The following is a 12,150-nucleotide window of genomic DNA, read 5'->3' as shown; positions in this document are numbered from 1 at the left end:
CAATTGATGCAAGCCCTTCAGTATGGATTAAATTTATTTGCTTTTTAAGCCGTGCAAAAAAGGCTAACTCAAAGGTTCGATTACATCGATCATTCGAGTTAGCCTTTTCATTTTTTCGGTTAGGAGCTATGCTTCCATTTATCATTTCAAAGAATTTATTTCTTTCTGTAATAACCCTTTCCCGTACTCATACAACTGAAAGTCAATTTCATTTTTCTGCTCGATCAGCTTTCTGATTTCCGCTGGAACCTGTTCCATTTTCGGACGTCTTTTAGTTACATTGTGCTTATTATTATAAGGGGCATTCCATCCAAGCTTATTTCTCATAATTGCCAGGGACTCATTAAAACGCTCCGTTATTCCAACCATCAAAAAGTGTTCTTCGATATTTTTTTTAGCTTTTTCTATTGATGCAGTACCATCCCCGGAAATCATTTTTGTTTGTAAGTTATGAATTTGATTTTGTATATTTCTATCCTCACACAAAATAAACTCCTTTAAAGTTAAAGACATAGCTTTTTTATTTAAAGGGTGCCGAGGGCTTTCCCTTAGAAAGTAATAAAAGGAAATGACACGGTCTACAGGATGGCGGAGCATTGTGAGATACTGAACAGGCTGCGATAAAGCTTCATGCAGACCAAATTGAAAATGGCCCTGTATCCACTTTACAGAAGAGAGTCTTGAGTTAGGTGTTCCCTTTAGCTTATTATAAGCGTCCTCATGTCCAGCATAAAAGGAACGGATTTGATAAATACCATACTGTTTTTCTATTATTTTCCTCATGGAGGTACCAGCTGTTTTTGGTATGTGGATAAATATTATCACTTTTCATCCCCCGTAATTCATTATTATTCATTAAGCATTTGTTAAAATACTTTTAAAAATTGGTTCAGATGCTCTGTGTTCAATATCCAGCTTGCTTTAATGCCAGGAACATTTAGTTCAGTTGTTTGACCGACAAAATAATGCAGCTTGCCTCCCGTGGATGTATTCACTAATACATCACTCATTTTAAAAAATGTATTAGAAGTAAGGATAAGAACTTTGGGATGATTTTGCTGAAAGACACTGTTATACATCCCTGAACCTGAAGTGCCTGCTATAACCTTTGCATTGCGGAATAAATTAATTTGCTCTGATATTTTTAGTTCCTGAGGGTGAATAATTTTATAGCCGTTTAAAGAAAAAATCCTTTCAACAGCTTTCTCATTCAGTAAACCTCTCCGCTGATTTTTCAATTTTGACCTGGAGACATAAATCTTTTCAGCCCCTGTCCCCCTGTCATAGTAGTCACCGATTCTTTTCCATGTTTTATAGGCAAATGATGAGGTGTATTTTCGTAGACAAAAGGATTGAACTGGTATATGAAGTCTTTCACATACGATGGGATTGTCCAGATATACAATTTGCCTCGTGCTAATTCCGAAGGGTTTAAGCAAATCGAGCTTCCAGCTGGTTCGATCTTCTGGATTCATAATGAATTTTACCTTTTTAACATCAATATACTTTGTAATCCATAGTCTTGAGATAACCTCTAATAAAAAATGCCCGAAGCCGCTTTTCTCTCCGCTTAAAAAAATACAATCACCTTTTTGATATTTCGTATTTTCTATATTTACCTTTAGTGAGAATCGATTTAATCGTTGATTATAGGTCAGATGGTTTGTTGAGGAGTTAAACTGGTAATGTCTGAAGCTATCAGGAAGAATAAATTTTCTGTTATGGATAATTGTCTGATTCCTTATGCATAAAGTATTTCTAAGACTTGCAACATAAAAATCCTGTGTTACACATTCATTTGGCAAGTTTATACCTGGAAAAGGCAGCAAGGGTGGAACGATTTGAGTTCTTTCTGGATTTCTTAAATGATATAGAGTATTCTGCGGTAATATTCCTAATTTAAATTCTTTAAAGTCTTTGGCTGCACATATTTCTCGGTACGGAATCACCTTCATGTAATTTCTGCTCACAATTTCACCCTCCAAAAAATTTCCGGTACAAAATATTATATTCTTCCTAATGTGGATGGCTTGGATTATTGTCCAGACAAAGGGCAAATAAAGGTTAAAATATTTAGGCTCGGCCCTGTTAACTATTGTGAGCACACTGCTTCTCAATCGGAATATATTAACATTGGGTTAAAGGTTTATGGAGATTTATGCTTTCTGGTTTGGGTAATCAGGAATGGTGTCTGAATTTACGCAAAAGCCCATACACATAGCAGGAGAAGCAGCATAACATACAAGTAGGTTTAACCCTAATATAATAAAGCGAGAGGATGATCAGTTAATGGATTTTAAGTCAATTAACGGCGGACAGGAGACTTTATGTATAAAAGTAAATAAAGTTTATGACTGGGTAACCCGCCAAGTTGATGTGCCACTTATTGCTTTTAATGCAAGTGATCTAGCAGCTGGAGCAATTGAGTTTGACTGTGAAAATGGCGGTGTAACGCCAGATACAGACCCATGTGCAGTTCTAGGAGGAAATTACACAGTTGAATGTTTTGCAACTGATGAAAATGGTACTCCTGTTGACCCTCTAGCACCTGGATCAATTCTTTGCCAGGAAATCCCTCAGCCGGATGGCCGTGCAAGCGGGCAGTTCCAGTTGCCAGATGGATCAACAGTTACTTTGCAAAAAGTAAAGGTTTTAAAGAAAGGTTTTGTAGTTGTACGAGTAACAAATCCAAATGGCTTGTCATGTACAACTGGGCCGATTCCTTGGGCTGTATCTGAGAAATTCTTCTTATGTGCGCCTCCAGGAACTTTCCTGCAATGTGAAATTACAGACTTTGAATGTGATGCCAACTTGATTTGCCGCGCAACTGCTACGCCTGGTGAATTCGAATTCCAGCAGCTGGATATTTCAATTAACCTGTGTCAAAACGTTCAAATGGAAGCTTTGGTAAAGCTTGAAATTACAGCTGAATTCTGCCAGCCGCGTCCTGACATGCCTTTCGTTTGTCCGCCGCTTGCGTTCCCGCCTCAGTGCCCGACTGTATTCCCGGGACCTGGTCCATCACCAGCTTAATAGATCATGAAAAACTAGAATCTAAGAGGAGTGCCCGCTCCTCTTTTTTTACATTTAAAACGCTGATTGATAAAGTTTTATATTTTACTCAGCTCTTACCCTCAGAAACATTAACATTTACCCTTACTTAAAGGCATAAAGTGTAAAGAAAACATTTGGTAATGGAATAGGAGTGATACCTTGTTTTGGAAAAAGAAGGAACCTGAAATTGTTAATAGTATCGCCTGGTTCAGTTATTCCATTATGCTTCCTGAAAAGGAGGAGGAAGAAGAGGATATTATGGTAGTTGGAAACTTGAATATAAGAAATATCGGTACAGCTGCATTAAATAATCCCCTCATTTGTCTGCGGACAAAACCTTCGGAAAATGTGCGGCTTGGCGGAAAGATCGGTTCAGTAAATCATACCGCTCTCATGATTGATGGTTCTAATACAGAAGCCTGGGTATATATAGATGATGACTGGAAGGAAAAAGCATTAAAGATCGGTGAACACTGGTTAAAGCCAGGAAAATCCAAGGCGCTTGAGCAAGGGACAAATTTAAATTTTGGATATGAGCTGCAGGTTTCTTCCAAGAAAAAAGATAGATTCGTTCTTGTGGACGGTTTTTTTTATTGTGATGAACAAAAAGATGGAATCGGTGCCTTAAACAGCATTTCTATTAATTTTTAGGTGAATGTTATGAGAATATTATTTATTTCTTCAGGTTATACAGGGATATATAAATTTTTTGAACAATGGATTATGAAAGAGCTTCAAAAGAAAACCAATGTAAAACAATTTGATCCCCTAACTGGCATTGGAAAGCTAAAAACAATGGTAAATCAGTTTAAACCGGACATTGTCATTGTCCTTCTGGGCTTTAAGGTCCCTTTAAAAATAATCCAATGGGTAAAGACACAAAAGATTAAGACGGCAGTCTGGCTAACGGAAGATCCTTATTACATGGATAAAACGGAAGTGCTAATACCCAATTATGATTATATCTTTACTATCGATACGGCAGCCAAAGATTTCTATATTAAAAAAGGGCACCAGCAAACTTTCCATTTGCCATTAGGAACTTCAACAGAAATATTCAAGCCTATTCAGGCCGGACCAGCTTTTATAAGCGATATATGTCTGCTGGGCTATCCATATCCGGATAGGGTGAAGCTTATCCAGGTTCTTCTGGAAAAAACACCTTATAAAATCAAGGTAATTGGCAAATGGAGAAATAAATTAATCCGGCTGCAAAATCACCCCAGATTGAGAATTCATGATATTTGGGTGGAACCATCGATTGCGGCTCAGTATTATAACGGAGCAAAAATTGTATTAAATACGCACAGGCCCTACAATTTACATCAAAACAAAAATCGGATTGGCATTAAGGGCAATAGCATAAATAATAGAACCTTTGATGTAGCAGCTTGCGGGGCTTTTCAGTTAATTGAGTACAAAGAGGATTTGCCAATCCACTTTATCGAAGACAAGGAGATCGTATCATTTAAAACGGAAGATGAACTGCTTCAAAAAATTATTTTTTATATTAATCATGAAGAAAAGCGCAAGGAAATTTCGGAACTCGCAAACAAGCGCGTCCTTAAAGAGCATACATTTGAAAAAAGGATGGAAGACATGCTGAGTAAGCTCCAATGACAATAGTAAGTAAAGACTATCATTGGCAATTAACCTACTCCGCATCTTCACTGTTCCATGGTTTTGTTCCGCGATGCAGTTTTCTCTGAACCCCTTTGTCATGTACCCGATGTTCATCGGTTAATGCATTTATGGGATAAAAATCCCAATGCCTTACAAGCTTTCTAAAAAAAGCTGCGTCACCGGCCTTCCAATTGTCAGGGTGGTCATCCCACCCTTTCACTACCTCTAAGCAGGATCGACTGTGCATAAAGGAATTATGATCAACCCTCCCCATTGGATATCGTGTAACTCCAACTAAGGGGCGTATAAAAGTCCTTGTAATCCTATTCCCTGTATACACAATGACTTTTTGTCTGCCATATAAGACATGAATTTTGGGGTTCATTTGAAACGCCGCTGCCATTCTCTCGAATCGGGTTGGATAGTATATATCATCATCAGTTAAATAGGTTACTAAATCTCCCGTTATCCTTCCGAGTGCCAAATTAATGCAGGTTGCATATCTGGTTGTTTTTGGGCGATCCTCGGGACTTACTCCTGTCTGAATTAGTGTAATCCGGGGATCTTTATCAGCAATTTCATTTAATACATTTTTAGTTTTTGCATTAGAATTGTCATCTACAACAATGAGCTCCCAATTGGGATATGTTTGCTGCTGAACACTTGCAATGGCCTCACGGACTCTCTGAGGACGATTATAACTTGTTAAAATACAGCTTATTTTCAGGTTAGGTTTATTTTTGGTGGCTTTAGACATTTTATTCACCTTGCTTTTTTCATTTTCTGTGCGGGCTTTCTTCAATAGGGCTTTTTTTTGCCTTAAAGATAAATGAGGAGTTATTCCGCTGGTTTTCTTTCTGAGAAAATTTCCCTTGGTGACTCCAGCAAAATTTTGAACTACCACCAACAAATAATACACCTCCCTTACTGTTGAATAGATAAAGCCGCTACACTAATGTATTCATTAATTGATGGACTTAGCTCTCTTTTAAAAAGGTTCAGTGGTTCGTTATTTTTTAACTTTGTAGTTTGGCTGTAAAGGTTTCAGGATGCCATTTGAAGTCTTTACATTAATGATTCTTTTGGCTGAGGGCATTTTTCTGCCTTGATACGATGCATTGGAGGAAATCTTTTTATTAACCTCATGGCAAAAGCACATAGTCTCACCGCCTTTTATTCGCACTGATTCGCGCTGGGCACTTCAAAGGTCCCTTAGTAAGTTTGAAGCTTTCCGTTTACATATTTTTTTGTAGAGTACCCTGCTTTTGTACCCTTCACCACAGGCATTTTATAATTGTTTGCTGTGAGCTTAACCGCTTTTCCGTAATTCGGGTCACTTCCTAAATAATATTTATTAACTTTTTTACAAAGACACATAGGAGCACCTCACTTTCTTAAGATATACTATTCGTGAGCTTGTCTTCAGTTTGTGCTAATATACATATTCTTCAACTTTTTTAACTAACAAATTTTGAATCTCTTTATGGCAAAATTCTTATTATGTCGTCAGCTACTTGAAAACTTAACTCAGGCCTTCTGCTTTTTACAAACTTTTTTAATTCCTGGATGGTAGGGTAATCATTCAAAATAGGATTGGGACCAATAAAACATCGGGCATCATCAATTAAAATTACATGATGCCTAACATGATGCTTTAAAATCTGATCTAATTCATCCAAAATAGGAGTATCTCTATCCCCTCTGGCTGTATCTATTGAATCTGGTACATAATGTCCGTCCAGCCAAAATACACAAGGTACATTAATAGACTTCAGCATGTCCCCCAATACTAAGGAGCTATCACCATGCACAATATTCACATGTGATTGGCTGGAAAATTTTATTTTTGCTTCATTATATAGGTCTTTATCTAATTCTATTGAGACTATTTTATTGAAATTATTTAATACTGCCTCAATCATGGCACCTTTATAAGTACCAGTCTCTATTAACACCTGTATGTTATTTTTTTTCTGGTATTTCTTTACTGTTTCTGGTCTGATTTTGTAGGGTTTAGCTTCCAATAACCAAAAACGCATAGTCTCTTCTCTTGTTAATGAATTAGGCAAATATAAGTTATTTCTCCAAAACTCCAATATATTTTTATACTTATCTTCCATAAATAATCACCCTTTATTTGTTATACCAATTAAACCCGGAAAACTATAAATAAGGATTTTTCACGGTTAGCTTATTTTTCAAAAAAAGATCGATATAATAAATCAACTTTTTTCCTGAATATTTCAGAATTGAAAAAATCGATTGAGTGGCATGCCTTGTAGCATAGGCTATAAAGCTCTTTAATATCATCTTCAATATATGGATCATTTAACAATCTATCTAAGCTCACCCTGCTATGCTGTAATGAAGGGTCAATAAAATGATTTAACTGCCTTTTTAATTCTATCTCATTTTTTTCGATTTTAAGATTGAAAGTCTTAGAAAGAATTTTTAAGCATCCAAGACTATTGTCCAGGAATTGGTTATAATCAAAGATGAGCCTTTTATGGTCTTCTGTCTTTTTCAAACTTAATAACGTTCTTTGCTGCCAAAGCTTCAATGCTGTAATGTCTTTAAAGTTATATGCTTTTTTGAATGAATGAATAATGTCTACGGGATTACGAACCAGGATTACATAATGGGGAGTGACAGATAGTTCATTTAATACCTCATTCCATAGTGCAATAAAATGGCATGTTCTTGGATCTTTCCATCCCCATACCTCTTTATCTAAATATTCTTTTGTTATATAGTCTTTCAATTCTTGTTTTAAATGGATGTAATCCTTCTTGTGCCACCATTCATGATGAATATTGTTTCCAACTGTTTTAAGCATCTTTTCATGGATCATTACAATTCTGCTGTTTTCCCAATAGCCTTTTGGATTTGTGCGGTCAGCAGGATAAAGATGGGATCCTACATCCACTCCCATTAAATTTATCGCCCTGGTCACCATTGAAGATCCGCATCTTCCTGATCCTATAATGCAAATTGCTTTATTTTCTCTAACCATAGTTTCTCCTTTCACATCAGTTGTTTTAATAAATCTGCTTTTTTCTGAAGACTTTCCGGTAAGCAAATAGATGATTGGTAATTTGTTATTTTTACTGGGAAAATTAATGATAAAAGTTTGGAAGAAACTACTGCTGGCATTATTTTTAGAAGGAGGATAGCAGATGTAGATTTATTAGATGATTTTTTAACTGTTTACTTTTTTTCTGAGATATATTTTTGTACCATTTCCAGATTTTTGATATCAGTCAGATTATACTTACCTATTTCTTTTGTCCCCCCTAGTCCATTTGCAATTCCAATCACTTGTGTAGGCGATTTAATAGAATCAACGATTATATCCCCTTCATTCCCAATAATCCCCCCTGATACTAATTTTATTTCCTCTATTGATGACTTACCTTGCACCTCCCTAAAAAACTTTTCAGTATAGTCCATTAAAGGTATTAATGAGTATAGAAACCCCAATCGTACATCAAGCCGAAAAGAATTTAACCTTTTTTTACTGCTGTTTTTATAAAATTCATGAGTAAAATTGTTTATGCCACCATCCAAAACTAAGGCATTTTCCTTTAAACTTTGAATAATATTATGATTAATTACTTGTTCAGAAGATATAAAGGAAATAATAGCATCAAAAAAATCACTCATCTCTTCAAAATTTTGTAATTGTTTGATCCTATTTAATGAATATCTAGGAAGAATTAAGTTAAGCGCATTTACCAATAAACTAACCTTATTTTTATCCCGTGAATAAATATATATCTCTGCCCCTCGTTCAGCCAATCTTAACGCAAGTTTCCCAGCTATATTGCCTGCACCATAAATTAAGATTTTTTTATCCTTAAGAAAATCTTTAAAATAATTCAACATGTAAAGGTCTGCAGCTTCTACAGTCGCATCATTTGGTTTGTATGACTTGACAATTGAGGACTTTATAGTTTTTTTTGCAATACTCTCGAGATCAACATTTTTTTTGGATTCAACATCTATTAGAATATACTTGACCTTGCCATCGAGAAAATTTAAACATTTTTCTGCTGAATGAATATTTGAAATTAAGAAATTAATCGTTTCAAATCCAAGTGTTTTTCTTCTTGGCAAGACAGTAAAGGGAGCTGAATCTCTAGATGTCATCCCTACTGTTGCTACAGTTATTGAATTAGGGGCAGTAAAACTTTTCAATTCTTTTTTTATCTTCTCAATCATTTCAGCTTATTTTCCCTCCTTTTATACCTGAAATTGATTGGTTTTTTATTTTTTCAATATTGATCTTTAATAATTTTATCTAGCATTTGCCCAATTTTTTCAGGATAATGGATTACAGCTTCTTTAAGTTTTTCTAATTGTCCTTGTAAATTCTCACTGCTTTTTATTTTGGGAACAGCAATCATAACATTAGGGTGTTTGGTTTTCACTATTTCCTCACTAGTGTAAAAAAGTGATTCATTTAATTTTTCTCCCTGACGTATTCCTGTAATTTCTATTCTAATATCTTTGTCTGGTTCATAACCATATAAGCAGATCAGCCTTCTGGCAATATCAATGATTTTAACTGGCTTCCCCATATCCAGTACGAAAACCTCTCCCCCTTTTGATAGTGCACCTGCTTCAAGAACAAGTTGCACTGCTTCAGGGATGGTCATAAAATACCTCACCATATCTGGGTGTGTTACGGTAACCGCTTCTCCTGACTCAATTTGTTTCTTAAAAATGGGAATTACACTTCCGCGGCTTTCCAGCACATTTCCAAACCTTACAATTGAGAACTTCGTTAAACTTTCTGATGCAGCAGCCTGAACAATCAGCTCTCCAATCCTTTTAGTTTTCCCCATAATATTAATAGGCTCGACAGCTTTATCAGTTGAAATAAAGACAAAGCGTTCAACAAAGTATTTAGATGATGCCTTGACAAGATTTTCAGTTCCAAAAATATTGTTTCGTACTGCTGCTCCTTCATTCATTTCCATTAATGGAACATGTTTGTGAGCTGCAGCATGAAAAACAATAGTTGGTCTATACTGTTCGAAAATTTGTTCAATGTGATTCTTATCCTGAATATCCGCTATTATTAAATGTATTTGAGTTTTGGGAAACTTTTCTTTAATATCTGCAGAGATATTAAAAATACTATTTTCTCCATGGCCAAGTAAAATCAGCCTTTTTGGACTGTATCCGGCAGCCTGCTTAACTAATTCACTTCCGATTGAGCCTCCTGCTCCAGTAATTAAGACGGTTTTATTTGAAATATATTCACTAATTCTCTTTGTAGGCCTAATGATGTCTCTTCCAATAAGATTTTTTACATTAATATTAGGTGGTTTACTATTAATCTTTTTTTCTGCCTGTTTTTTAGTATCCTTTACCAACTGTTCGTTGCCATTACTAAATGAAGCATTAATCGAAGGAATATTATTATTGAAGAAAACTCTAATTGGCCCGAAAAAAAATAATGCTGTTGTAACAAATAGAATTAATAAAAAGAATAGATTTGATTGTATGCTCATGAAAATCAAAACGTATATACAAAATAAAAAGCTGGCAATTAACAAATGCTCTTGCTTTACAATTGAAAATTCTTTTCTCAACAGTAATTTGTACAGGCACAATTGAACTAATGCTACATAGACTAATAGTGCAAAAACAGCTCTTAAATCCATAATTTCAATAATTAGCGCCTTACTTTCTGCAGCTATTAAAGAATATATAAATATACTGGATATAAAGAGGAAATGAAAAATATATTCTTTTGTAAATTGGATCAGATTATTCATTGTTTTTAATGCCCATCCTTTCCTTAGAAACATTTTGATGTTCTTTTTTTGCACTTTATATCAAGTTGGATTGAAAATCGTTTTTTTATTATCCAGTATGATAGTTAATATAAAAATGCAAGTTGAGTATTCTTTAGGGTATCGATGTACCATCACAATACATCGTATTCAAAAAGAATGATTTTGTATGGGTTAGTAACCTCTTGTCCAAAAAAATAACCTGTTAGTTTTAAACTAACAGGTTTTAAAATTATAAGATTTATAAATCTTTTTCGCATAAAGCCTTTAAGGTCGGCTTTTCAATGATTATTGTGCGAGTAGAAATTAAGGGTGCAATTTAAGAAAATCATCAGAATTCCAGCTAAATATCATTATCTTTATTATTGGGATTATTTGTATGATTTTTATTATATTCATTTGCGGTTTTATCAAATCTAAATTCACGGCCTTCTATTATCTTATCTATAGCATGGCCAAAATCAATAGCAATTTTACCAGTATCACGCACAATTCGGGGTACAAGAATCGAAGCAGGTAATCCTGCAGAAACTAGTGCCACCTCCCAATTCGAATTTCTGCATAATAAATTGTGTACCTTTTGGAGATCCTCCATACCCTCCAGATTAATTGTGTTGGTAACTGTTACTCCTTTTTTCTTAAATAAATGCTGAGCCTCTTTTGAACGTCTTCCCACCAAAACAACTTTTTGCATTCGAAGCCATTCCCAAAAATCCTGGCTTCTTATTAGTTCATGGGTAACCCAGGCTGAACATACATGTTTCGGTACAATTTGAAGTGCCTTTAACATTTCTTTTGCTGCTAGGGCAGCTCTTCTATCCTCATAAATACGAGATGTTGAACGATGGAGACCAACAATATCCGTCATTTTTAATGCTTCTCTAATATCAGTCTGCATCTTCTGAGGATTCTCAGTTGCTCCATTGTATTCTCTATAGTTCCATCCCTTAATCCAATCAGGATATGTGGTCCATGCCAAATTAATCTCACTATGGCCAAATCGGGCAAGTGAAAGGGGTTTCTTCTGAAGAAAAGCCACTTTCAATAATTTAATAACATCTGAGGTTTGCAGCATGTCATTTTCATACTCACCTGGTATCTTCCCCATAATTTATTAATCCCTTCTGAAATGAGTTTTTAACTTCTTTATTACCATTTCGGCGGTTACTTTCTCTGCAATGTTTTGTGATTTTAGTGTGAGATTCCTGTTATTTATTTTAATTTTGCTGTTAAATTCTCTGCTTGTGATTATATGAATAACTATATCCCTCTTATCCTTATTTGACCCTTTTGCAGAATATGAAAAGGAATAGTATTCCTTTTTGTTCGGTTTCCTGTTTAGTAATTCCAGAAACACTCCATCTAAAAAATGTTTACCCTTTTTTTTCATAATTTGATGAAGCCGGCCAAAGATCGTACTGTTATTATTTTTCTTTTCATACAGTGGATTACGAAAAGAATTATTAAGCTTAACGATTAATTCTTTACTTTTAAAAAAGGAACTTAGAATTACCTCTTTTTCTGTTCCTTTTTTTAACTTTTCCACATGATCCTGAAAGCCCTGCTGGTCATATTCACGATTTAAAATTTCCCTATATAACTCTTTAACAAATTGAGAATTTTCTTTGCTATACATTTCTTGAATTATTTGAAGTATCTTCAAATCACT

At 34.9% G+C, this 12,150-nt stretch carries 12 protein-coding genes; 3 read left to right on the top strand and 9 right to left on the bottom strand.

Annotation, left to right across the window (positions count from 1 at the left end):
* Positions 1–141: 141 nt before the first annotated feature.
* On the bottom strand, positions 142–825 hold the full coding sequence (locus JI665_RS11990) for a sulfotransferase family 2 domain-containing protein (protein WP_206839614.1): 684 nt from the start codon (positions 823–825) through the stop codon (positions 142–144).
* Positions 826–866: 41 nt separating this feature from the next.
* On the bottom strand, positions 867–1,970 hold the full coding sequence (locus JI665_RS11985) for a glycosyltransferase family 61 protein (RefSeq protein WP_206839613.1): 1,104 nt from the start codon (positions 1,968–1,970) through the stop codon (positions 867–869).
* A gap of 319 nt (positions 1,971–2,289) precedes the next feature.
* Between JI665_RS11985 and JI665_RS11980 the strand changes: the two genes are divergently transcribed.
* From JI665_RS11980 to JI665_RS11970, 3 genes are all read left to right on the top strand, one after another.
* Positions 2,290–3,033 carry a hypothetical protein gene (locus tag JI665_RS11980; RefSeq protein ID WP_206839612.1) on the top strand — a complete coding sequence of 248 codons (744 nt, stop codon included), beginning with the start codon at positions 2,290–2,292 and terminating at the stop codon, positions 3,031–3,033.
* A 180-nt stretch (positions 3,034–3,213) separates the two neighbouring features.
* The gene (locus JI665_RS11975) at positions 3,214–3,705 is read left to right on the top strand and encodes a hypothetical protein (protein ID WP_206839611.1); all 492 of its coding nucleotides are present in this window, start codon (positions 3,214–3,216) and stop codon (positions 3,703–3,705) included.
* Positions 3,706–3,714: 9 nt separating this feature from the next.
* Entirely contained in the window at positions 3,715–4,674 is a 960-nt protein-coding gene (locus JI665_RS11970; protein ID WP_206839610.1) for a CgeB family protein, read from the top strand.
* 34 nt (positions 4,675–4,708) lie between these two features.
* Here the strand turns inward: JI665_RS11970 and JI665_RS11965 are convergent, their stop codons facing one another.
* The 7 genes from JI665_RS11965 to JI665_RS11935 all read right to left on the bottom strand — a co-directional run bounded on the left by JI665_RS11965 (position 4,709) and on the right by JI665_RS11935 (position 12,144).
* Positions 4,709–5,581, bottom strand: a complete 873-nt coding sequence (locus JI665_RS11965; RefSeq protein WP_312886190.1) for a glycosyltransferase family 2 protein — start codon at positions 5,579–5,581, stop codon at positions 4,709–4,711.
* Positions 5,582–6,158: 577 nt separating this feature from the next.
* Complete coding sequence (locus JI665_RS11960; RefSeq protein ID WP_206839608.1) at positions 6,159–6,797, bottom strand: rRNA adenine N-6-methyltransferase family protein; 639 nt, start codon at positions 6,795–6,797, stop codon at positions 6,159–6,161.
* Positions 6,798–6,868: 71 nt separating this feature from the next.
* Positions 6,869–7,690 (bottom strand): sulfotransferase family protein, encoded by an 822-nt coding sequence (locus tag JI665_RS11955; RefSeq protein WP_206839607.1) that lies wholly within the window; start codon positions 7,688–7,690, stop codon positions 6,869–6,871.
* A gap of 194 nt (positions 7,691–7,884) precedes the next feature.
* A complete protein-coding gene (locus JI665_RS11950) occupies positions 7,885–8,898 on the bottom strand; it encodes an NAD(P)-binding domain-containing protein (RefSeq protein ID WP_206839605.1) in 1,014 nt (337 codons plus the stop codon).
* A 53-nt stretch (positions 8,899–8,951) separates the two neighbouring features.
* Complete coding sequence (locus JI665_RS11945; protein WP_244671159.1) at positions 8,952–10,463, bottom strand: UDP-N-acetylglucosamine 4,6-dehydratase family protein; 1,512 nt, start codon at positions 10,461–10,463, stop codon at positions 8,952–8,954.
* A 361-nt stretch (positions 10,464–10,824) separates the two neighbouring features.
* Complete coding sequence (locus tag JI665_RS11940) at positions 10,825–11,589, bottom strand: GT-D fold domain-containing glycosyltransferase (protein ID WP_206839603.1); 765 nt, start codon at positions 11,587–11,589, stop codon at positions 10,825–10,827.
* A 6-nt stretch (positions 11,590–11,595) separates the two neighbouring features.
* Positions 11,596–12,144 (bottom strand): DUF4214 domain-containing protein, encoded by a 549-nt coding sequence (locus JI665_RS11935; RefSeq protein WP_206839602.1) that lies wholly within the window; start codon positions 12,142–12,144, stop codon positions 11,596–11,598.
* Positions 12,145–12,150 lie beyond the last annotated feature (6 nt).

This window comes from Bacillus sp. NTK034 (assembly GCF_017303275.1).
In the GTDB taxonomy this organism is placed as follows: domain Bacteria; phylum Bacillota; class Bacilli; order Bacillales; family Cytobacillaceae; genus Cytobacillus.
Note: the sequence above shows the minus strand (reverse complement) of the source record. Positions and strands in the feature narration are given on the sequence as shown.

Excerpts from the sequence above, each read along its gene's own strand:
- JI665_RS11980 (WP_206839612.1), top strand. The coding sequence starts at position 2,290 with ATGGATTTTAAGTCAATTAACGGCGGACAGGAGACTTTATGTATAAAA.
- JI665_RS11955 (WP_206839607.1), bottom strand. The coding sequence starts at position 7,690 with ATGGTTAGAGAAAATAAAGCAATTTGCATTATAGGATCAGGAAGATGC.
- JI665_RS11970 (WP_206839610.1), top strand. The coding sequence starts at position 3,715 with ATGAGAATATTATTTATTTCTTCAGGTTATACAGGGATATATAAATTT.
- JI665_RS11940 (WP_206839603.1), bottom strand. The coding sequence starts at position 11,589 with ATGGGGAAGATACCAGGTGAGTATGAAAATGACATGCTGCAAACCTCA.
- JI665_RS11960 (WP_206839608.1), bottom strand. The coding sequence starts at position 6,797 with ATGGAAGATAAGTATAAAAATATATTGGAGTTTTGGAGAAATAACTTA.
- JI665_RS11950 (WP_206839605.1), bottom strand. The coding sequence starts at position 8,898 with ATGATTGAGAAGATAAAAAAAGAATTGAAAAGTTTTACTGCCCCTAAT.
- JI665_RS11945 (WP_244671159.1), bottom strand. The coding sequence starts at position 10,463 with ATGAATAATCTGATCCAATTTACAAAAGAATATATTTTTCATTTCCTC.